Origin of the sequence: uncultured Solobacterium sp. (assembly GCF_963550625.1) — a bacterium.
GTDB lineage: Bacteria > Bacillota_I > Bacilli_A > Erysipelotrichales > Erysipelotrichaceae > Bulleidia.
In genome coordinates this window covers 69617-91221 of sequence record NZ_CAUVCV010000005.1, presented here as the reverse complement: position 1 = coordinate 91221, position 21605 = coordinate 69617, and the positions used below count along the sequence as shown (strand labels likewise).

At 34.7% G+C, this 21605-nt stretch carries 22 protein-coding genes; 6 read left to right on the top strand and 16 right to left on the bottom strand.

Translation table 11 applies throughout. From position 1 onward, the window contains the following. Window positions 1–21: 21 nt before the first annotated feature. The gene (locus tag RYK16_RS04535; RefSeq protein ID WP_314851075.1) at window positions 22–660 is read right to left on the bottom strand and encodes a cupin domain-containing protein; all 639 of its coding nucleotides are present in this window, start codon (window positions 658–660) and stop codon (window positions 22–24) included. A gap of 120 nt (window positions 661–780) precedes the next feature. Here RYK16_RS04535 and RYK16_RS04530 point away from each other — a divergent pair, with 120 nt between their 5' ends. Together RYK16_RS04530 and RYK16_RS04525 are read left to right on the top strand one after the other, a co-directional pair. Then, window positions 781–1557 (top strand): threonine/serine exporter family protein, encoded by a 777-nt coding sequence (locus RYK16_RS04530; RefSeq protein WP_314851073.1) that lies wholly within the window; start codon window positions 781–783, stop codon window positions 1555–1557. Beyond that, window positions 1551–1982, top strand: a complete 432-nt coding sequence (locus tag RYK16_RS04525) for a threonine/serine exporter family protein (RefSeq protein ID WP_294022633.1) — start codon at window positions 1551–1553, stop codon at window positions 1980–1982. Before RYK16_RS04530 ends, RYK16_RS04525 begins: the two co-directional genes overlap by 7 nt. Window positions 1983–2039: 57 nt before the next feature. On the opposite strand, the gene RYK16_RS04520 is transcribed toward RYK16_RS04525, so the two are convergent. The 3 genes from RYK16_RS04520 to RYK16_RS04510 form a co-directional block, all read right to left on the bottom strand. Continuing rightward, complete coding sequence (locus RYK16_RS04520) at window positions 2040–2246, bottom strand: DUF4339 domain-containing protein (protein ID WP_314851071.1); 207 nt, start codon at window positions 2244–2246, stop codon at window positions 2040–2042. A 16-nt stretch (window positions 2247–2262) separates the two neighbouring features. Beyond that, the gene (locus tag RYK16_RS04515; protein ID WP_314851070.1) at window positions 2263–4338 is read right to left on the bottom strand and encodes a helix-turn-helix domain-containing protein; all 2076 of its coding nucleotides are present in this window, start codon (window positions 4336–4338) and stop codon (window positions 2263–2265) included. A 111-nt stretch (window positions 4339–4449) separates the two neighbouring features. Further along, window positions 4450–5256 carry an alpha/beta hydrolase gene (locus RYK16_RS04510; RefSeq protein WP_314851069.1) on the bottom strand — a complete coding sequence of 269 codons (807 nt, stop codon included), beginning with the start codon at window positions 5254–5256 and terminating at the stop codon, window positions 4450–4452. Window positions 5257–5618: 362 nt separating this feature from the next. On the opposite strand from RYK16_RS04510, the gene RYK16_RS04505 reads away from it, so the two are divergent. After that, the gene (locus RYK16_RS04505; protein ID WP_314851067.1) at window positions 5619–6275 is read left to right on the top strand and encodes a YoaK family protein; all 657 of its coding nucleotides are present in this window, start codon (window positions 5619–5621) and stop codon (window positions 6273–6275) included. Between the two features lie 29 nt (window positions 6276–6304). Here the strand turns inward: RYK16_RS04505 and RYK16_RS04500 are convergent, their stop codons facing one another. The 11 genes from RYK16_RS04500 to RYK16_RS04450 all read right to left on the bottom strand — a co-directional run bounded on the left by RYK16_RS04500 (window position 6305) and on the right by RYK16_RS04450 (window position 17207). After that, the gene (locus tag RYK16_RS04500; RefSeq protein ID WP_314851065.1) at window positions 6305–7888 is read right to left on the bottom strand and encodes an alpha-amylase family glycosyl hydrolase; all 1584 of its coding nucleotides are present in this window, start codon (window positions 7886–7888) and stop codon (window positions 6305–6307) included. 99 nt (window positions 7889–7987) lie between these two features. Beyond that, on the bottom strand, window positions 7988–8428 hold the full coding sequence (locus tag RYK16_RS04495) for a DUF3021 domain-containing protein (protein WP_314851064.1): 441 nt from the start codon (window positions 8426–8428) through the stop codon (window positions 7988–7990). Window positions 8429–8439: 11 nt separating this feature from the next. Further along, entirely contained in the window at window positions 8440–8874 is a 435-nt protein-coding gene (locus RYK16_RS04490; RefSeq protein ID WP_314851062.1) for a LytTR family DNA-binding domain-containing protein, read from the bottom strand. Between the two features lie 214 nt (window positions 8875–9088). Continuing rightward, a complete protein-coding gene (locus RYK16_RS04485) occupies window positions 9089–9730 on the bottom strand; it encodes a DJ-1/PfpI family protein (RefSeq protein ID WP_314851059.1) in 642 nt (213 codons plus the stop codon). 170 nt (window positions 9731–9900) lie between these two features. Then, window positions 9901–11439 carry an FGGY-family carbohydrate kinase gene (locus RYK16_RS04480; RefSeq protein WP_314851057.1) on the bottom strand — a complete coding sequence of 513 codons (1539 nt, stop codon included), beginning with the start codon at window positions 11437–11439 and terminating at the stop codon, window positions 9901–9903. A 7-nt stretch (window positions 11440–11446) separates the two neighbouring features. Next, window positions 11447–12271 carry a BtpA/SgcQ family protein gene (locus tag RYK16_RS04475; protein WP_314851056.1) on the bottom strand — a complete coding sequence of 275 codons (825 nt, stop codon included), beginning with the start codon at window positions 12269–12271 and terminating at the stop codon, window positions 11447–11449. 2 nt (window positions 12272–12273) lie between these two features. Beyond that, window positions 12274–13086: a fructoselysine 3-epimerase gene (frlC, locus tag RYK16_RS04470; RefSeq protein ID WP_314851054.1), complete on the bottom strand. Its 813-nt coding sequence runs from the start codon at window positions 13084–13086 to the stop codon at window positions 12274–12276. 121 nt (window positions 13087–13207) lie between these two features. Next, window positions 13208–14269, bottom strand: coding sequence for an SIS domain-containing protein (locus RYK16_RS04465; RefSeq protein WP_314851052.1), 1062 nt, complete (start codon window positions 14267–14269; stop codon window positions 13208–13210). A gap of 18 nt (window positions 14270–14287) precedes the next feature. Then, the gene (locus RYK16_RS04460; protein WP_314851050.1) at window positions 14288–15067 is read right to left on the bottom strand and encodes an alpha/beta hydrolase-fold protein; all 780 of its coding nucleotides are present in this window, start codon (window positions 15065–15067) and stop codon (window positions 14288–14290) included. Continuing rightward, window positions 15067–15861 (bottom strand): fructoselysine 6-kinase, encoded by a 795-nt coding sequence (frlD, locus tag RYK16_RS04455; protein ID WP_314851049.1) that lies wholly within the window; start codon window positions 15859–15861, stop codon window positions 15067–15069. Before frlD ends, RYK16_RS04460 begins: the two co-directional genes overlap by 1 nt. Continuing rightward, window positions 15858–17207 (bottom strand): amino acid permease, encoded by a 1350-nt coding sequence (locus tag RYK16_RS04450; RefSeq protein WP_314851048.1) that lies wholly within the window; start codon window positions 17205–17207, stop codon window positions 15858–15860. Before RYK16_RS04450 ends, frlD begins: the two co-directional genes overlap by 4 nt. A gap of 174 nt (window positions 17208–17381) precedes the next feature. On the opposite strand from RYK16_RS04450, the gene RYK16_RS04445 reads away from it, so the two are divergent. From RYK16_RS04445 to RYK16_RS04435, 3 genes are all read left to right on the top strand, one after another. Beyond that, on the top strand, window positions 17382–18086 hold the full coding sequence (locus tag RYK16_RS04445; RefSeq protein WP_314851047.1) for a GntR family transcriptional regulator: 705 nt from the start codon (window positions 17382–17384) through the stop codon (window positions 18084–18086). A 9-nt stretch (window positions 18087–18095) separates the two neighbouring features. Next, window positions 18096–18836: a GntR family transcriptional regulator gene (locus RYK16_RS04440; RefSeq protein ID WP_314851045.1), complete on the top strand. Its 741-nt coding sequence runs from the start codon at window positions 18096–18098 to the stop codon at window positions 18834–18836. A 115-nt stretch (window positions 18837–18951) separates the two neighbouring features. Further along, a complete protein-coding gene (locus RYK16_RS04435; RefSeq protein ID WP_314851044.1) occupies window positions 18952–20484 on the top strand; it encodes an amidohydrolase family protein in 1533 nt (510 codons plus the stop codon). Window positions 20485–20543: 59 nt separating this feature from the next. Here RYK16_RS04435 and gap read toward each other — a convergent pair whose 3' ends face one another. After that, window positions 20544–21563 (bottom strand): type I glyceraldehyde-3-phosphate dehydrogenase, encoded by a 1020-nt coding sequence (gene gap / locus RYK16_RS04430; protein ID WP_294206513.1) that lies wholly within the window; start codon window positions 21561–21563, stop codon window positions 20544–20546. Window positions 21564–21605: the final 42 nt, after the last annotated feature.

Sequence of the window (21605 nt, the reverse complement as noted above, 5' to 3'; positions counted from 1 at the left end):
CACTGAGACATTTTAGAATTCTTATAATGTTAATAATAAAGCCATCTTGAACTTTTCTGTTGCGGTTACTGCATGTAAGCCACCCTTTGCAAAGCAGAACTGTTCACCTGCATGGATTTCATGTGCTACACCTTCATAGATAATTGTTGCACTACCGTCTAACGCAAATACTAGCGCTTCGCCTGGAGCTGCGTGTTCAGACAAGCCTGTTCCTGCATCAAATGCCATCACAACAAACTTCATCTTTTCATTGTGTGCAACATCCATGTTTACAATCTTACCATCCTGATATGGTACTAAATCCTTTAAGCCAAATACTTCACCTGGTTTTACTGCGCTGTTCATCATACTATTTTCTCCTATCATGATTTCTGTATAAATGGTTCCTTGATCTGTTTTAATTCCTACAGGAATATTGATTTTCGCAATGATTGCTTCACCGACATTAACCGTCTTTTCATCTTCATTTGTATAGACAACTGCTCTTCCTGTATGAACATAGATCAATTTGTAATACGGGTAGATTTCTGCACTGATATCAGTATTCTCTGCCAAGGAATAATAACTGACATTCTTCATCACTTCTTTTGAAACTGTACAGCTTGTTACCCATGGGTTATCCTTTGCAATCGAATAAACTGAACCTATTTTTTCTTTCATTTTATCACCCTGTTTTACTATAACATTGTTTCATCTCAACCCTTGAAATTACTATCTCTACTTTTTCTTGCTAACGTGTGGATATTGAATATATACTATAAGCCTAATAAGGAGAATCCGATGAATACTCGTTTAGAAATGGAACAGATATTAAATTATCTAACAAAATTAGCCCATGCACTACTATCAAACGGTTCAACTCTTGAACATGTAGAGTTCGCTATCGAAAAGAATGCAGAGGCGTATCAGTTAACTGAGCTAAGTACTGTTATGACACATCAGTATGTAAGTGTTTGTTTCTGTGGTACTGATGGAAATACATATATGAAACAGTTAGATATTCCTACAATATCTATTAACTTGGAAAAGCTACGTATTTTAAACAATATTATGCACCAAGTTGCTAACCACCCTATCCCTGCTGAACAATTACAGAATGTGCTAGACCAAGCTCAAAACACAAAGAAATATAGTGTTATAACTACTTTATTCTGCCAAGTACTCGCAATTACTTGTGTTTGTTTTATTCTAGGTGGTAAACCAACTGATATGATTGCGACTGCATTAGTTTCTTTCTGTCTATACTGGATTAATCTAGGTCTTTCCAAACTACGTACTGAGAAGATTATTAACAATATTATTAGTATGTTCTTAGGCACAATTCTATCCTTTCTATTAGTTAGAGTAGGATTGATTGCAGATACACAGTGGACTTTGATTTCTATCAGCTTACTCATGATTCCAGGTATCCCTTTAGTCAATGCATTTCGTAATTTGATTTGTGGCCATGAGTTCAATGGTATCCTACAATTACTAAATGTATTCTTAGAAAGTGCCTCTCTAGCAGCTGGCATGTACTTTGCTGTAATTCTAATGGGAGGTACAGGCGCATGGTAAACAACATATTGATTCTACTATTTTCCTTTATTGCTTCACTAGCTTTTAGTGTTACCTTTGGGATTCATGGCAAAGATAAATTACTATATGCAGGTCTTGGTGGATTCTTAGTGCGCTTAGTAAATATCTCACTTTCTAGTTTTCTGGATAATCGCTTTGTCATCATTTTAATTTCTGCACTTGCTGCTTCGCTTTACGGTGAATTTATGTCTCGTAAGCTTCAGGTTCCTACTGCTTACTTTATCTACCCATCCATTATTCCATTGATTCCTGGAGACATGTTCCACTATATGATCGCATCACTAGTAACTGGCAATATCCGACTAGCAGAAGTACAAGCATTTGATTGTATTCTATCTCTTGTCGCACTTAGTCTTGGTACAATCATTGGTACAACAACACTTCAAAGCATTCGTAGAAAATAATGCATGTATACAAAAAGAATGTATTTATAGGGCTTTCCTACAAATACATTCTTTTCTTTATATTTCTACTGTTGTATCTGAAGCCGGCAAGTAGATTGCATAGATTGAATTTGATATTTCTAACCAACTCTTCAAATCTGGCATCCAGATATAGTCATCCTTGCAAAGAATTTCTTGTTTGATGAACTGCACTAATTCCGCATCTGTAAATGGGCCAAATTTTTCTGTGCTACCTCGTTTTGTATAATACCAAAGTCTGTCCATGTGTTTCTCCTTGCACTTAGTTTGCTTCTAATTTAATCGTTACTTCTGTTGTTTGCCCATTCATAACTTCAGCTTGAACAGGTTCAGTTGACAGTTTGAATCCACTTGGGATATCACTAGGTTTGATAATATTTTGAATATAGTACGAACCTACATTGAGCTCATATGTCTTTGAACCGGCACTGCTACCATCTGGTTTTTCAAGATTAACCTTAATCTTACCTTTGCTGATAGTATACTTCATCTTAGCCTTTGTTGGTACACTTTCAGTGTATGCAGGGTTCGATGATAGAGCTGTAATACTAATTTCATGTTCAGAGCCTTCCGCAAATGAGATACCGTCAATCGTAATGGATGTTCCTTCAACATTAGATGCCGCAACCGTTCCATCAATTGAGATATTATACTTATCTGCATTCTCTACTGCTGACCAAGCAAAATGCCAAGCATTCTGTAACCCATTCGCTGTAATATCTGTTGGTGAGTTGAGCTGTACTGTCTTTGCACTATATGCAAAGTTAATCGAAGTCTTCTCACTTGTCTTATACTTATCTTCCTTCTTGGAATGTGCTGTGATTGTTACGACGTATGTCTCTCCATCCTTGAGGGATGAGGATGCGATACTATCACTATTTGAAATAATATTCTTATGTTCTGTAATTGGATTCGTGTTAATTGTTAATTCATAGTAATCTGCATTTTCAACTGGATCCCACGCAATATTTACATTCGCTGTTGTGACTGTGAATGTAATATTCTTCACTTGTGATAGTTGTTTTGCATCTGCCTTAAATGAATTATCGTATTGGCTACTGGAGTTATCTCCATAACCATACATCTTACCAGAGCGATTGAAGGCAACGAGTGTATCATCATACGCTGCGATATATTTTACATCTGTCCAAGCTTCGACTGTTTCCTTTAAATCTTTATCATCTGAGACAACACTGACTGTGCCATCTTCATGTACACCAACGACATAGTTTTTTCCTACAGCAATGGATGCGATCTTAGCCCAGCTAGATACATCACTTGTACTGTTTCCCTTTAAGGATACAGCAGCTACACTACCATCTTTCTTTAATACAAGTACTTGTGAATCACCAACAGCCAACTTCTTTGCGTCACTAATTGTACTGAAGTTTGCAGAGTTACCTGATACTTTCACCTGTCCATTTACAATCGCAAATGTCGCATCATCACCAGCGTAGACGCTCTCTACATCTGTCCAATCACTGACTTGACACGCAAGTTCACTACCTGCACAAAGAACTTTACCATCACTTGTTAAACCAACTGTATGGTCTTTTCCAGCCGCAATCGCCTTAATGTTCTTCCATTTCGTAACTTCCTCATTCTTATCGGTCGTTACGACTGTACCATCTTTCTTAAGGCCTACCGCATGACTTCCATAAGCACTGACTTGTACAACATCCTGGAATTCATTCTTATACTGGAAATCACCATAAACTTCTAAGGCATTATTCTTATTAATAAATAATGTATAGGTATCACCTTCTGCGATACAGTTTAGTTCAGAAGTTTCTACAGTAAAGTTTGATTTACCGCCACCTGTTGTCATACGTAAGATAAGTGCTACAACTGCGATAACCGCAACCAAGCATCCGGCGATAATCGCATAAGAAATCTTCTTGCGATTGTTTTGAGTATCTTGTTTCTTCGGTTGATTTGTATCTGCTGCCTTTGCGGCTGTCTTAATCTTTCCTGCATCCATGACACGTGTACTTCCTAAGTCATTCTTAACAGAATTAACTCTTTGTGTATGAATTGTACTTGTTTTTAATGTTTCATCTAGTTTTTGTTCTGGTTCTGGTCTTGACTCTGGTTGTACTGGTGGTACTACCTTTATCTCAGGTAACTCAATTACCTTTCTGTTATCAATAAAAGATTCAACCGGAACACCAAACAACATAGATAACTTACGAATATTTGATATTGATGGGATACTATTGCCATTTTCCCAGTTCATATAATCGGTAAACTTTACACTGATTTTTGTTGCTACATCACCCTGTGAAAGACCGTAATGTTTTCGTAGAAGTGTTAATTTTTCTGGTAATTTATTTAGCATTCGTGTTTACCTCCTGCCTTTCTATTTTAATGGTTAAAAGTACAGTTTTCAATATACCTCCCTCAAAGGGTTAGTGAATGCTAAGCTATGTGCAAGTGAAAAGTTAAATTCTTAATTACTATTTCTCAAAAAATTTAAAACTATTCTATTAAAATCAGAAACTTCTTGATGTACTGCATGACCAGAGTTTTCAAAAATAATTTTCTGACAATTCATTTTTTCAGCAAGTTCATTAGAAAATTTTACTGGTATAACTTGATCTAATGCAGCACCTATAACCAGAGTTTTAGATTGAATTTTATCTAATTTATCAAAAACATCAAATTTTAAGCATGATTTAGCTAAAATAATAAATCTATTAAGTTGATCTGATTTTGGCTTAGTTAGAATTTGTACTAATATAGATAACCACTTATTTTTTGCTATATATCCTTTTGAATAAACCGTTTCAATCATATTTTTTTGCAGTTCTTGTAACTTACCATTTTCAGCTAGAACAATCCATCTATCTATGACCTTGTTTGTTGTAGGATTATTTCTTGATGTAGTTGCCACTAATACTAGTTTGTCAACAATATCAGGGTAATTTATAGCTAATAGTTGTGCAATCATCCCCCCTTGAGATACCCCTACAACATCTACTTTATCTATATTCAACTTTTTTATACAATAAGCAATTTCTTCCACCATATCACTTATCTCATAATTCTCATTGATATGTTCTTTATGGTCAAATATAAAAACTTTATATTCTCTCAAAAAATTTCTATAGAAAAAAGCAAGTTGTAAAGCTTTTCCTTTTATTCGCTCGGTATTCAAACCTGGTATCAATAATAAATTCTTGTTTCCATAACCAAATGAAACATAATTGATTGTGTCATCGTAAAATTTAATTTGACTATTTTTTGCATCATACATAATATATCTCTTAATGAATTTATTTATACAACAAATTGTATTATATTGACAGATTACCTACAATAGTAACCATATCCTAAGCTACACGCTTAGCCATTATTAGGATTTATCACTCATTTTGATTTGCAATTGTAATAATGTAGTCTTGATATCCAAAAGTTATCTCTACTGGATTACCATCTTTATTCCATTTTAATTGATCTAGTTTTAGATACTTAGCATTCCCCATATTTTCGTAATTAATGTCAGAATATTTTCTTACATGGTATCCTTTACATTCTATTGACTAGTCTTGTATTCATTTACAATTCATCCTAATATTAGACTGAACTTTCTAGAAATAGTTTGAAGGATGGTGAACTATGAAAGAACAACAGATGTCAGACGCATTTATCACTTCTGCCTTCCTCGCTTTTAGTGGAGGCTTGCAGGATGCCTATACATTTAATACACGAAATCGTGTTTTTGCGAATGCACAAACAGGCAATCTCGTCTTAATGACACAGAACTTGATGGAAGGAAATCTAGGTCATAGCTTAAATTACCTTTTACCAATCTTTGCCTTTATTGTTGGTGTATTCGTTGCAGAACAACTACAGGGAAGACTAAAAGAAAAGCACTCTCTTCACTGGAGACAATATATCATTTTGATTGAAATCATTACATTATTTATCGTGGGTTTTATTCCTGGTAATCTTAACAACATCGCAAATATGCTTGTTTCATTCTCTTGCGCCTTACAAGTACAATCTTTCCGTAAGGTTAACGGAAACACATATGCTAGTACCATGTGTATCGGTAATATCAAGAGTGCTACCGCAAGATTATCTGCTTTCTTTCGTACAAATGATAAAACATACTTTCACCAATCCATGCATTACTTTGGAATTATCGTAATATTCGCAATTGGTGCTGGTCTTGGTGGTGTAATATCCAAACAGTTAGGTTATCCAACCATCTGGATTTCTTGTGCTGTTCTATTGATTCCATTTATTCTAATGCATGAACGTAAAGCCTAAATATTAAAAATACCGCAGCTGCGGTATTTTTAATTTCTAAAGCTCTTTACCCAGTTAACCAATGAATCATGATAAACATTATTTGCGACATCACGTTTCATTTGTTCTGTTACAGGGCCATTCTTTGCAAGTTTTTCTAGAACACATGCTTGTAGTTCTTCAACACTCATCTCTTCATAAGATTTACTATGATCGACAGTTGCCTGCTTGATTGCTTCCTCTTTTACTGCAACTTGCTTGACTTCCGGAATCTTAACTTCTCTTTTCCTAGTTACTGTTTCATCATAGTCTTTCATCCAGATTTGTCCTGAACATGCTTGCAATTGAACGTGTAGACTTCCTTCAACAGACTGAACTTCTCCACTCAGTAGCTCTGTATAAGTTCCATTTGCTGGGATTTCTAGTGATGAATCCGCTTCATCGTTATTCACCACAACGATTGCGTGTGTTATCTCATTTGTACGTGAGAAAGCATACTGACGATTTGTTAGTCGTAGTTCGTGGTAAATTCCATCTGTAAATACTGGATTCTTCTGTCGAATTTTTCCAAGTCTTGCGATAATATTGGTACAGCCATTCTCATTTACTGCATTTGGATAATCTTCCAAGCTAATTGCAGGACGTAAAACTGCATCGGAATGTTTCTCTTTTCTTCCTTCAATGCCAAACTCACTACCATAATAAATAGAAGGGATACCCGGTAGTGTATACATCAAAATATGTACTGGTACAAATTCCTGTTTATTGAGTAGTCTTGTATAAATACGTTCCACATCATGATTATCCACAAAGTTATAAAGATGATATGGCAGATTACCTTTATCTAATAGATAACGCACTGTATGGGCAATCTCAAAATAGTTATGTTCATTATGTCCAGAATATAACGCTTTATATAATTGATAGTTTGTCACAGAATGTAACATATCAGGATTTACCCAACGACTATAGTCGCCATGAATCACTTCCCCCATCAACCAGAATTCAGGCTTGATTTCATTCGCCAGCATACGTAACTCATGCATAAAGCCAAAGTCTAATACATCTGCCGCATCTAGTCGAATACCATCCACATCAAACTCACTTACCCAATATTTCACCACATCCAACAGGTATTGTCTTACCGCTGGATTTTGTTGATTGAGTTTTACAAGTAAGTTATAGCCACCCCAGTTATCATAGGAAAAGCCATCATTATATTCATTATTCCCCTGGAAATTCACATTACAATACCAATCTCTATACTGAGAGCTTTCACGATTCTGTTGAATATCCTTAAACGCAAAGAATTCTCTTCCCGTATGATTAAAGACACCATCAAAGATTACGTGAATACCTTGATGATGGCATTCTTTCACAAACTTCTTTAAATCCTCATTATCCCCAAGTCTAGAATCCAACTTATAGTAATCGGTTGTTTCATATCCATGTCCAACCGATTCAAATAATGGTCCAATATATAGTGCATTACAGCCAATTTCCTTGATATGTTTAATCCAAGGACCCAATTGATTCAAACGATGTTCTGTAATTTGATAATCATTATTCTTCGGTGCATCCGTTAATCCTAATGGATAAATATGATAGAACACCGCATTCTCATACCACTTCATAATAAATCTCCTTAAAAGCACCTCTCTATCTTAATACGTAAATTATAATTTATCATCCCAAACTAAAAAATAACGGCCTACTTATGATAGACCGTTAAACTATTCATTATTTATTTCTTTCACTCGTTGATTCATCTGTTTTACCAGTTTCTTCTGTTGTAGATAAAATAGAAACCAAATAACAAATGCAACGGCAATCTCTTCTACGAGTATCGCAATCATTAGTAGTGGCCCATGATTCATAGGAATCCAACCCACAAGATACGCAGTAACAGTCATAACAATACAACCCGTTCCCATATGAATAATTGTCTGTGTAAAAAGTGATAACTTCTCATTGTCATAAACTATTGCAGGTATCCCAAAGCCAAGTCCAATTACCACGGTTGCGATAGCCATCTTAGAAAATGCGTAATTTGTCATCTCCATATTTCCATGGAAGATACAATCAATAATAACTCCAACGATAATAAACATCATTGCGGCAATACCCATTGATATGAATATGTTAAATAGCAGTGTTTGTTTCTTTGTTTTCATGTTTTGCCTCCTTAAATTCCTAGATATCTTTTTAGATCAGGTAGATACTTTCTTGATACATAATCAGAAGAACCATTCTTTAACTTTAGTAATAATGTCCCACCAAAGCCTGTCTCTATACTTTTTATACAAGAAAGATTAATAACAGTTTGTTTCGATATTTGCATAAAGCCAGTCCCGATCTGCTCAAACATCTCATACAAACGTTTTCGGGAATAATACCTCTCGTTTTCAGTATAGATAACAGTGTCTCCACCCTCCACACGTATCATATATATCTCTTCCGCTTTCAAGACTACCATCCGATCTTCGCTCTGCACTATCAGTGGTATATCCTTAGAGTCTAGTACATCAATCACTCTCTGAACTTCATCCGTAATCGCATCCGCATAAATCGTTACATGTGGAGGAGAAAATTCTTTTGATAGTTCTACATTCACTTTCATCTTCGATTCTCCCTTCGTATCTTTTCTAATGTGATATTACCGCAAGTATTTCATACTGTCTCGCCATTTTCGCTAAGATGCATAATTTACAATGTAAGATACATATTTTTACGACCTAAAGAGAAGACGCAAAAAATCACACTTCTCATGAGGTGTGATTTAACAGTTATATTTTGATAAACAGAAATAATAAATCTGATAATCATTCATACTTTTAATCAATAAATTCTTTAAATTCCTTTTTAAATTCTAGTAAATCTTCTTCCGTTAGATGATGAATATAGTCATTAGCATCATCTGAATCCATATAACCACTTAATATTTTATCCGGGCATTCATAACCAAGTTTTCTAGCAACATGTACTGCAAACTCGTTAAATGCACTGCCTACAGCAGTGATTATATTTTCATCTTCTACTACCGATTGTGGCAAGAAATTATCTTCTTCAACAAAACTAAACAATTCCATCATTTCAGCATATAACGAAGCAGTATATTTTTTATTTTTCAATAAACCTGCTTGCGCCAAGAATACTGGACCAGCACAAATTGCGCCAATAACAAAAGTATTATCATTTGCGAATGACTCTAAAAACTCTCTTATTTTTTTATTCCGTATAGGTTGCGTTAAATTACTGCATCCCGGAAGAATCAAGCAATCATAATCCTCTTTACAAAACTTAGTACACGTTTTTACTGGCTGCACTAATATTCCTTCTTCACTCCTAACAGGAGATAGATCTGTATATATAACATCCGTAAAAGTATCAAAAGCCCACCGAAAGAAATACATCAGGTTAGTTACTTCTTGTAAGCTAAAATCAGGATAAACTAATAAAGCAATACGTTTTTTCATTTGCTGTTCCTCCACAATTTTTGGTAAATCAATTCTGATTTACAGTATGTCAATATTCTTATATTCTATCATTTAATCAAGTTAGGTATTTGACTTTTCGGAAAAAACACTTTACCAGTTAGGTCTGTGTCATGACCTAAAAAAATCACACCTCATAAGAAGTGTGATTTTTAGGCAAGTTGATTTATTTCATCCATCGTAGACATTAATTCCTTATTCTTTTTATATAGCTCAATGTATATCTTATAATAAGGTTCATATTTTTTTGTGTTCTCTAAATTTGGATAATATACTTTGCCTGTCTCAATTAGCTTTTTTGCTTCCGCAAAATCCTTAATATGATTTACTCCTATCATTGCCATAAGCGCATCACCATAACTTGCGCCAATAGTCACAGATGGTGTCTGTAGTTTGATTCCTAGTACATCAGATAACATTTGTATCCATACTTCATTTTTTGTGCCACCACCTGTTACCATAATCTGGTTTATAGGAATTCCTAACTCCTTAAATATTTCAAAGTGATGTTTAATCGAATAACATACGGATTCATATGCTGCTCTCATAATATGTTTTCGAGTATGTGCTAGATTCAATCCAAAGATGATTCCTTTTGCATGCGCATCATTAATTGGTGTTCTCTCTCCTGCAAAATAAGGTAAAACAACCAACCCTCCACTGCCAATAGGAATTTCTTTTAAATCCTCCATCATAGCTTGGTATGCATTAATACCACCTTGTTCTTGTTCTTTAACTTTATCCGGATAGAAAGTATCTCTGACCCATTTTGTTAAAGCACCTGATGTATTTGTTCCGGCAGATATATCATATGTATTCGGGACTATAAACTCTTCCCGCCATAGGCGATTATCATCATACAATTTATCCGTACATAAAATCATATACACAGTCGAACCCATTTGTACTAACATATCTCCGGGCGTCATAACGCCACTACTAATGGCCTCAGCTCCAGAATCATCTCCACCAGTGATTACTGCTGTTCCTTCTGCAAACCCAGTATCCTTTGCTGCTTCTTTTGTAATATACCCGGCTATATCTGTAGTCTTTTTAAGGTCTGCAAGTTGACCCGTCAAGCATACTCCTTCTGCATATTGCTCATTAATTGAACCATCACGTCTATACAGAGGATTAAAACTTGCTAGGCCTAAGAAGTTATCGATCGTATAATTTCCCGTTAGTTTAAAAGTTATGTAAGAGGATGCCGTTAAAAACTTATGTGTTTTCCTATACACATCCGGCTCATTATTTTTTATCCACAGAATTTTTGGGGCTATATCACTTGATCCTAACGGTCTGCCAAAAAGCTCAATCACTTTATCTCTTCCCCATTTTTCGGTTAATTCTTGACATTCGGATAGTGCACGTGCATCAATTCCATAGAGAATTGCTTTGCGTAATGGTTTTCCTTCAATATCTACAGGTAGACAATCTGAACTCAGTGCACTAATTCCGATACTCTTAATATCTTTAGGATCAACTTGCGATTGCTTTATTAGTTTTTGAGCAATAATGCAAACATCCTTATACCAAACTTCATCCGCATCATGCTCGAAATAATTTGGTTTTGGATTCTCAATACCATGTGCTGTATATGCTGATATAACTTCACGTCCATTTTCATCAATCAAAATACCCTTTGTTTCATTTGTTCCTACATCAATTCCAACAAAATATTTTGATGTCATAACCTTATTATTCCTTTCTGAATCGATTAACTACATCCATAAATTCTTTAACTCGGTTTACATCTACCCTTACATTATTTCCATTACTATCTTGTAACTTACCGTCTGTCTTAAAATATGTTCCAACAACTGCAGCATCTGCATACTTTAATTTGGATTCTATTGTTTCAGGTCTACATCCTGTATTCGCTAGCACTGCAACACTTGGACATGCATCTTTAACACATTGAATTAAAACTTCATTAACATCTTGTCCTGCTGCACTGGCAGATATACATAATCCATCCGCTCCCGTTTTGAATACTGTCGATTTTGCGATTTCAGTTAAATCTCGTGTATCTAAATTCTTGTCAGATTCTGGATTAATAAAATAAAGCATCTTTAAATTAGATAAATGCAATTCTGTTTTTCTTCTTAAGAGTTTGGAAATATCATTATTATATAAACCACCATCTCCAACATACACACCCGAGAACGTACCTCTACAAAAATCTGCATCTACAGCTCTAGCAAGTTCCAATGTTGCGGCTCCATCAGATATTGCATCAACTCCGAAAGGAACTGTAATATCTTTTTTTATTTCACCAATTATTCTTGCCATACATGCAACAGTAACATAGTCCATTTTTCTTTGATATGGAAAACTAAATTCATTTGATATTAACACGGCATCTACGCCACCATTAATTAACGATTTTAGATCCATTCTTGCATGTTCAATAATTATATCTAGACTATCACTAGCAGAATATCTTGGATCTCCAGGCAATGCATCTAGATGCAGCGTTCCTATAATGACTTTATCTTTGTGCCATAAATCTTTCATCCACATATTTACAGCCCTTCTTTTAAATTATTAATTGCTAGTTTTGCGTAAATACTAGGTTCATTTAGATATTTTGTTACCAATTCAATTGTAACCGTTTCATCATACCCACTATCTATGAGTTCTTGCATGAAATTCGTTAACGGCAAATTACCATAACCTGGACAGTAATGATCTTCAGATTGCCCGTCACTATCAACTACATGCATATGTACTAATTTACTACCTAATTTCTTATTAAATTCAATGATATTTTCTCCTTGTATATACGGTACAACAATATCATTCATTGCAAAGAAATAAGGAGAATTAAAGTGATTACATAATTCCAGTAGTTGGTTAGACGTAGTTGTTACATTAGATTCATAAATTGTTAATGGTTCATACACAATTTTTATGCCAACTTTTTCTGCATACGCTATTATCTTTTCCAAACTATCATATAAACGTTCTTTTATTATTTCTTCAGTAGCTTCAAAACCAGCATGTCCAGCCGAAATTAAAGTATATTCTGCACCAATGGCTTTTGCGAAATCCAAAGATTTATAAACATATTCTAAAGAATTATCACGCATGCTTTCATTTTCCCACATCAAATTAAATGGATACGCGTTTAATTCTGGTGTATATACAGTTACAGGCATGTTGTATTTTTTTATTAATTCATTGATTCTATTTGCACATATTTCAAGATCATAAGGATATGCATGTGGTCTTGCACCCCATAATTCAACATAGTCATATCCAAATCTTTGCGCATCTTGAAATGCTTTTTCAATATCAAATCTTTGATATCCGCACGTAAATAACCCAAATTTCATAAAATTCTCTCCTATCTTTCTTTATGAAGGCTGATATTTCTCTGTATATTAAAAATATGATATGAAACATAAATATTATCGGCTAAACCGATAATATTTATTGTTAATCTCAAAAATTATATTAATAATCGAACTGGCGATAATATCTTCTTATACTCAATGGATGTCTTAGGAATTTTTCCATATACGCATCAACGCGATTATTTACTGCATGCATAACCAGATGGGATATGCTGCCACGATATTCTTTTTTGATTCCGCTTAATTCAAATTCTTTTGTATCAATAATAACGTAATTTGAATTTACTTGTGGAAGGAATCGTGCAACCCTTTCGGATAACGGTCTTTGTTCATCTTCACCGATAAATAAGGTAATTGGTGTATCTTTTACTATTATTTCTTGCATACCATGGAAAAATTCAGGAGAACTTATAGATTTTGTTCGTATCCACATTTGTTCCTCCCAATAGCACATAGCATATGAATATGTTGCACCATATTGGTTACCTGCACCTATAAAATAGTGAGGTAAATCTGGATGTTTATCTAAAAATTCAACTTTCTGCATAGCATACTGGTACGCCCATGTATCTGCTTGCTTTTCTACATTGACCAATGCTTCTGCTAAATAGTTTTCCATATTTTGGTTGTAGTCATCATATTCTGCAAATTCCCCGTTTTTATACATGAAGTAATTTGCGGTCATGTAGAATTTTAGTTGTTCATTTTTTGGATACAAAATTAGATAATCTTGTTTATCCGGTTGTGCAAGAATTGTATTTGGTGTATCGATAAAACTAAATACCTTTCCACCAATTTCATGTACCTTATCCACTAGTTCGATCATCTCTAAAGTATTGCCAGATACGGAAGATAGAATCGCTATAGACTTATTTGTAAATCTTTTATTCCCTGTTGTTAAAAACTCTGCTGCATTTTCTACAAATACTGGCAATTTACTTCTTCCGCGCATATATACTTCAACTTGCATTGCGGACGCATATGTCCCTCCAATACCAATATAGAAAATATTATCAAATCCTTCATCCCAAATTTTATCAATAATCTTTTCAATATCTTTGCGTAAAGCTAATGCACCATTTACACTTTTTAAATCTTGTTCTTCATGAAAGTTACGGAGATTAGCACCTTCGTTTTCTTTCCATAATTCTGTTGTTATCATATCTAATCTCTCCGTTTCTCAATATAGCCGAAAATGATCAATGTCATATTTTTCAAAATATTGTATAGCTTTCTGTATTGCAATATCCCATACAGGCCACTCATGATCACCACTTAACTCTCGATAAGTAATATCTATCTTATTCTTTGCATAGTGATAGAACTTTTGATTGCTATCAACCAAGAAATCATCTGTCCCACACAATTGAATAACAGAAGGGTAATCTTTACTTGGTTTGTTATCAAGATATTTATAGATATCAAAGTAATCATTTTGAGAAATGATTCTATCAATCTCATCAACACCCATTTCTTCGAACACTTTGTTCTCAACCATACAACGTAGTTCTTCTAAATGTATTACTGGTGATAATGCCGCTATCGATTGGTATTGTTTTGGATAACTAAATCCAATTTTCAATGCTCCATATCCACCCATACTTTCACCAGCAATATAAGTACACTCTTTTTGTGTTGGAATTTTAAACCACTGACTTAAATAATTAGGAAGTTCTTCCGCAATATATTTTGCATAATTAATCCCATCTATATTTGTATAAAAACTTCTTCCTACTTCAGGCATAACAATGATATAGCCAAATTTCTTTGCATAATATTCCAGTTTTGTAAACCGAATCCATTCCTCTGCATTACCGGATAAACCATGTAATAGATATAAGGTTTTATACTGACCATTACATATTGGTGTTACATCATTTGAATTATCGGGTATTAATATATTACAGTTTGTTGTCATCCTTAAAGCAGTAGAGAAGAATGTCATTCTGATAACTGCCATTACCAAGCTCCAAAATATTTTATTGTTTCAGTGGCATTCATAGCCCCTGCATGCATACTATCAATAATTGATTTACCTTGTATGATTGCATTTAGAAATCCTGCAATATAACTATCTCCAGCACCCATTGTATCTACCACACTATCGCAATAAACAATTCCCATTTCATGATAGTCGGTTCCATCATAGCAGATACTGCCTTTTTCTCCACGCATTGCAACGACCAGTTTTGGCCCTCTGCTATAGATTTCCTCCATCTGTTCTTTTAGTAATTCTATTGAGCTTTCATCATTAGAAAAAAATACATAATCACTGTATGGAATGGCAACCTTACACGCTTCATCATCTGGTCTTGTCGCACAATCAAAAGCCGTTTTGATTCCTCTTCCATGTAGTTCTTCAAAGTATCTTTCAACTTTTCCCCACAGATCGCAGATTACGATATCATGCGAGCAAATAAACGAAATATCATCTTCACTCAATTTATAATCTGCTAGAACCCCTTCGTCATAGTCACCAAAGACTCTTTCACCATTAAGAAGTTCGACCTGAGTAACCGCTGTCTTTCCCTCTTTAAATTGTAAGTGACTGACATCAACACCTTTATTTTGAATTGCGTTATACATTATATGTCCAAATTCATCATTTCCAACTGGACCAATATATGAAGATTCCCCTCCCAATCGTACTGTATAAACAGCCATATTAACGGGGCCACCACCCGGAAAGGCGGTACCCCCATTCATATTTTGATAATAGTCGACGCAATTACTACCAATTGCTGCTAGTTTCATACAGCTGCCTCATTTTTTCTTTGCTTATTTTGATTTTCCCAGAAATAGTAAACTGGTAGTCCTGTTCCAACTGCTAATCCTGCACAGATTAAACCAGGAATTGGAGCCCAAATAAATGTTGACCAAATAAGAGTTCCTGTCATAAACATCGCGATAAGAGGCATTAATAGTCCACCCGGCATACGATACACTGGTTTGTAATGCTCCTTCTTGCGTAAAACAAAGATTGTTCCAAATGTTAAGAAGTTCTTTAACAATGCCACTAATGTAAAGTAGCCCAATAAATCAGACAAGTTCGTCGCAAAAATTAGGATAATAGCTACAATACATTGCACTACAATTGAGAATGCTGGTGTTTCATACTTCGGATGCACTTGTGCAAAATGTTTAAAAAATAAACCATCTTTTGCCATTGCGTATTCGATTCTTGGTTGGAACATAACACAACTTGATAGTGATCCGACAACAACGATAATAGCCATAATAGCTACAACTACGCCAGCTGCACTACCAATTAACGGAATCTTAGATGCTAATAAAGCGATAGGTGCTTCAGAAGCTGCTAGTTCTTCAACTGATAATAGACCAGAAGAAACAACAGTTAAGCTAACATATAATGCTAATACGATTACTGCTGTTAAAATTAAACCTTTAGGTAGGTTCTTGCCAGGATCCTTAATCTCACCAGACATATAACAAGCTGCACCCATACCATCATATGACCATGTTGTTGCAGATATACCTGCTAATAATGCAGCAAACCCTGTTGCGGCACCTTCTAATGGTTTACTTGATAAGAATAAATTAGAGTTAATATTGAATAATCCAATTCCAATAATTAATGCAAAAGGAAGAATCTTTAATGCAGTAATGATTGTCTGAAATTTTCCTCCGCCTTCAACACTACGAATATGGATAATCATGAATACAATTACTAATGCAACTGCAACTAATTTTAGAATTAAACCATGAACTGGCAAGAAGAATCCTAGATAGTTTGCAATTGCTAAAGCCATAATTGAGATTGATGGAGGGTCAGTTGCCCAGAAACTAATCCATCCGCATAGGAAAGCTAACGGACGAGAACCAGCTTCACGGAAATAGACGTATTGTCCACCATCTTCAGGAAATGCTGATGCGAGTTCTGCATAACAAAAGTTTGCTGGAATCTGTAGCAATCCACCTATCAAGAATGCCAATACTAGCGTCAAACTACTTCCGGCAGCGCCAGCAACTTCTGATAAAGATGAGAAAATACCAGATCCTACTGTTGTTCCAACACCAAGTGCAATAACTGCACCTAATCCAAGTTTGCGTTTTAAATCTTGGGTGTTCTGATTAGACATATTATGTGTCCTCCTTTTTCTTGTGGTATATCTACACTTTGAAACCCTATTTCCTCTACATTTGGTTTACATATATACCACTATTTAATTTTATTATACCAGTTGATAATAGGTTTGCAACCCCTTACATTATTGTATTTGATTAAATATATACAAAGTTGTTAAAATAAGTGCATGAAAGTTATGACATTGGATATTATGATAAGCAATGAAATAAGACAATATATTGCTGATCAACATTTAAAATATCAGGACAAGCTCCCAAGCGAGCGCGAATTATGTGATCTTTTTTCAATTCAGCGTTTAACCCTTCGTTCGGCTATGAAAATTCTAGAAGAAATGGGAATTGTTGATGTTGTACCTAAAGTTGGGTATTTTGTAGCAAAACAACGAATTTCAAAAAATGTAAATTCTATTCGTTTAATGTCAGAAATTATAAAAGATAACGTTTCAACATATGAGACAAAGCTATTTAAATTTGTTGAAATCGAAGCCGATAAATATTTATGCCGTGAAACAAATTTGCCACTTGGAACAAAGTTTTTTGAAATAAAGCGATTATTAATCGCAGACCATGAACCGGTATGTATGGACTATTGTTTTATCCCTGTGAATCTTGCCCCTGAACTCGTGAATTATAAAGAAGATATTGAAAATTTAAATGACATTTTGATAGATAAATTTCAATTTGAATTCTATAGAACAACACAGCGTATCCGTGTCATTGAAGCGGAAAACAGTTATCGAGATTCTTTAGAACTTTCTAACACCGCAAATGTAGCCTTGCTTTCTGGATGTATATTCGACAAGCATAACCATGTTCTTGCTTTTACTGAAAGTTATATGAAGTATGATCGCTTCTCATTCGAGTTAATTTAGGTGATAATTATGAACTACCAAATTCCTTTATATATTCAGTTAAAAAACTTAATTATCCAGCGTATTAAAGATGGTGAATATTTACCTGGAGAAAAGATTCCTAGTGAACGAGAAATGTCTGCACTCTATCACATAAATCGTATGACGGTTAAACATGCAATCAATACTTTAATTGATGAGGGTTATTTATTCCGAGTTAAAAATAATGGCACTTTTGTGACAAAGAAAATCACAAATAAAATTTTGTATTTGAACGATCATTCTACAGGTAAGAGTATTGGCCTTGGTGCATTTATTAATAAACATGGTCTAACTCTCAAAAATTACATCTTAGAAGAAGGTATTATTCAGGATCAAACATACATTGAGAAGAAGCTTAATTTAAAACATGGCGAGAAAATATATGCTTTACACCGTTTGCGTAAGATTGATAGTGAAAGTATTGCTCTTGAATACTGCTATCTCCCATTCAAATATTTTAGTGATATCCAAGGTCATGATTTCTCAAAGGCCTCGCTTTATGATTACATGAAACAGAAAGAGCACTTTCCAATTTCATTTGAACAAAAACTTACAATTCAAAAAGCATTTCACCCAATTACTAAAATTATGGGTATAACCTCTGATAGTTATATTTACAATCTTCAATATATTGGGCATGACTCTAGTGGAAGCATTGTTGAATTCACAACATCCTATATGCCATGTGACAAAGCAGAATACGGATTTGAAACTTTTAAATCTGAATAATTTGTAATTTATTAATTTTTTGTGTTATATTCAAAATAAGATCTACACTTGAAACAAAATCCTCTACACCAAGCATATATTCATATGCTTTTTTGGGTTTCGCCTAGGAGGAAAAATGTCTATTACGCAATATATCTTAAAATCAGATCATATTTTTTGCTCTGATGAACAAGGAATCATCAACGGCTATATAATCATACAAAATAATAAAATTCAATCTGTTGAAAACGGTCCTATCCCTTCTTCATTACAAGAAAATTATCCTATATATGACCTAAGTGGCAAAACAATCTTGCCAGGTTTTTTTGATGCACATACCTTCTTCACTGGATGGTCTCTACGTCATATCGGAATTGATCTTTCAACAGCAAATACTGAAACCGAAGTAATTGAAATTCTAAAATCTCAATATACGATGCAAGATTCTCTTTTCGGCCATGGAATATCTGATAATTTTACGGTTCCAAGTCCAGAGAGATTAGAGGAATTATTTCCAAATTGCCGTCTTGTTATCTTTTCTATAAGTGGTGATCATTTCTGGATAAATAAAACAGCAATCAATCATTACGGATTTGACTTAACCGCAGACTGTAACGAAGTGTTTTGGAAATTATTAGATGAAGTGTTAAAAGATAAGAGTTTTATTAAACCATTATTCAAAAAATATACGTCTATGCTGAATTCGCGTGGAATTACTTCCGTAAAAGAAATTGGCTTTGACCAATTTAGTGGATTTCAAGATATCTTATCTGAACTGGAATCTAAAAACGAGTTAAATCTTCGTGTACATTTTATGTCACAGCCTGTTAGTTCAAATGCTGACTTCGAATATGCAAAAAGAATGATGGCTGAATTTAACTCTGAGTTTATTCGCTTTTCTGGTTTTAACCGTATGACCGATGGTTCTATTTCTCAAGGAAACGGCTTATTAAAGTACCCATATGAGAATCAAACTTATAACTGCAAACTAAATATTGATTGGAATTTAATTCAAGATGAAGTACTAGAAGCAGATAGACTAGGTACACGGTTTTCACTAAATGCGCAAGGTGACGGCGCTGTAGCTAAAGCCGTAGATATTTTTAGCCTATGTGAAAAAGATCATAACGGTAAACTTGTTAATCGCCATGCTATAACCGAAGCTGAGTTCAGTGATCCAGTGGATTTAAAACGAATGGCAGATCTAGGCATTATTTGTGAATACTATCCACAAATTCAATCAATTACTAGTTATGACGATAAAGTTGGAATGATCAAAAAGATGATTGGGATGGAACGCGGAAAAAACTATTGGAATCGTCGTAAGATGAAAGATTATGGGGTTCCACTATGTTGCGGTACAGATTTACCACTTGTTATTGATAATATTCCTGAATCTATCTATTACTCTGTTACTGGTCTATTTCCAGAAGGTGGTCTTCCTTTCAATCAAGAAAACTGTTTAACACCTGTTGAAGTATTAGAAAGTTGGACATCCGGTGGTGCTTACGATTTTTATCGCGAAAAAGATTTAGGCTCAATCACAGTTGGTAAACTTGCAGATTTAACTGTAATTGATGGAGACATATTACACACTGATCCAATAGATTGTCGTGAATTAGAAGTGTTTATGACAATTGTTAATGGCAGAATTGTTTTCCAAAAGTAATTGTTAATAAATAAAAAACACACCTCATAAGAAGTGTGTTTTAAGTTTGCGTAGGTTAATTACTTAACGTTTGCGAAGTACTTGATTGTACGAACCATCTGAGAAGTATATGAGTTCTCATTGTCATACCAAGAAACTGTCTGTACCTGGTATGTGTCGTCATCAATCTTAGCTACCATTGTCTGTGTAGCGTCGAAGATAGAACCATGTGTTTCATCAACGATGTCAGAAGAAACGATTTCTTCTTCATTGTAGCCGAAGCTTTCAGAAGCAGCAGCCTTCATTGCAGCGTTGATAGAATCAACAGTTACATCCTTACCCTTAACTACAGAGATTAAGAGTGTTGTTGAACCTGTAGGAACAGGAACACGCTGAGCAGCACCGATTAACTTGCCGTTTAACTCAGGAATTACAAGACCAATAGCCTTAGCAGCACCTGTTGAGTTAGGAACGATATTGCAAGCACCAGCACGGGAACGACGTAAGTCACCCTTACGCTGTGGTCCATCCAAGATCATCTGATCGCCTGTGTAAGCATGAACTGTTGTCATGATACCAGATTGGATTGGATATAAATCATTTAATGCCTTAGCCATTGGAGCTAAGCAGTTTGTTGTACATGAAGCAGCAGAGATAATCTTGTCTTCAGCTGTAACAACATGTTCGTTTACACCGTAAACTACTGTTGGTAAGTCGTTTCCTGCAGGAGCAGAGATAACAACCTTCTTAGCACCAGCCTTGATGTGTGCTTCAGACTTAGCTTTGCTTGTGTAGAAGCCTGTGCATTCTAGAACTACATCGATGTCTAATTGACCCCAAGGTAGGTTGCTAGCATCAGCTTCCTTATAAATTGTAATTTCCTTACCATCTACAGTGATTGTTCCCTTTTCATCATCTGCAGAGATTTCATGATCCCACTTACCGTGTGTTGTATCATGCTTTAATAAGTAAGCTAGCATGTGAGGTGTTGTTAAGTCGTTGATTGCAACTACTTCATAACCTTCAGCTACAAACATTTGTCTAAAAGCTAGACGGCCAATACGGCCAAAACCGTTAATAGCAACTCTTACATCTGTCATATTGTCTTTCAAAGACCTCCTTTTGTTGCATTTATATTATAT

Coding starts and splice junctions, on each gene's coding strand:
- RYK16_RS04535 (WP_314851075.1), bottom strand. CDS start 660: ATGAAAGAAAAAATAGGTTCAGTTTATTCGATTGCAAAGGATAACCCA.
- RYK16_RS04530 (WP_314851073.1), top strand. CDS start 781: ATGAATACTCGTTTAGAAATGGAACAGATATTAAATTATCTAACAAAA.
- RYK16_RS04525 (WP_294022633.1), top strand. CDS start 1,551: ATGGTAAACAACATATTGATTCTACTATTTTCCTTTATTGCTTCACTA.
- RYK16_RS04520 (WP_314851071.1), bottom strand. CDS start 2,246: ATGGACAGACTTTGGTATTATACAAAACGAGGTAGCACAGAAAAATTT.
- RYK16_RS04515 (WP_314851070.1), bottom strand. CDS start 4,338: ATGCTAAATAAATTACCAGAAAAATTAACACTTCTACGAAAACATTAC.
- RYK16_RS04510 (WP_314851069.1), bottom strand. CDS start 5,256: ATGTATGATGCAAAAAATAGTCAAATTAAATTTTACGATGACACAATC.
- RYK16_RS04505 (WP_314851067.1), top strand. CDS start 5,619: ATGAAAGAACAACAGATGTCAGACGCATTTATCACTTCTGCCTTCCTC.
- RYK16_RS04500 (WP_314851065.1), bottom strand. CDS start 7,888: ATGAAGTGGTATGAGAATGCGGTGTTCTATCATATTTATCCATTAGGA.
- RYK16_RS04495 (WP_314851064.1), bottom strand. CDS start 8,428: ATGAAAACAAAGAAACAAACACTGCTATTTAACATATTCATATCAATG.
- RYK16_RS04490 (WP_314851062.1), bottom strand. CDS start 8,874: ATGAAAGTGAATGTAGAACTATCAAAAGAATTTTCTCCTCCACATGTA.
- RYK16_RS04485 (WP_314851059.1), bottom strand. CDS start 9,730: ATGAAAAAACGTATTGCTTTATTAGTTTATCCTGATTTTAGCTTACAA.
- RYK16_RS04480 (WP_314851057.1), bottom strand. CDS start 11,439: ATGACATCAAAATATTTTGTTGGAATTGATGTAGGAACAAATGAAACA.
- RYK16_RS04475 (WP_314851056.1), bottom strand. CDS start 12,271: ATGTGGATGAAAGATTTATGGCACAAAGATAAAGTCATTATAGGAACG.
- frlC (WP_314851054.1), bottom strand. CDS start 13,086: ATGAAATTTGGGTTATTTACGTGCGGATATCAAAGATTTGATATTGAA.
- RYK16_RS04465 (WP_314851052.1), bottom strand. CDS start 14,269: ATGATAACAACAGAATTATGGAAAGAAAACGAAGGTGCTAATCTCCGT.
- RYK16_RS04460 (WP_314851050.1), bottom strand. CDS start 15,067: ATGGCAGTTATCAGAATGACATTCTTCTCTACTGCTTTAAGGATGACA.
- frlD (WP_314851049.1), bottom strand. CDS start 15,861: ATGAAACTAGCAGCAATTGGTAGTAATTGCGTCGACTATTATCAAAAT.
- RYK16_RS04450 (WP_314851048.1), bottom strand. CDS start 17,207: ATGTCTAATCAGAACACCCAAGATTTAAAACGCAAACTTGGATTAGGT.
- RYK16_RS04445 (WP_314851047.1), top strand. CDS start 17,382: ATGAAAGTTATGACATTGGATATTATGATAAGCAATGAAATAAGACAA.
- RYK16_RS04440 (WP_314851045.1), top strand. CDS start 18,096: ATGAACTACCAAATTCCTTTATATATTCAGTTAAAAAACTTAATTATC.
- RYK16_RS04435 (WP_314851044.1), top strand. CDS start 18,952: ATGTCTATTACGCAATATATCTTAAAATCAGATCATATTTTTTGCTCT.
- gap (WP_294206513.1), bottom strand. CDS start 21,563: ATGACAGATGTAAGAGTTGCTATTAACGGTTTTGGCCGTATTGGCCGT.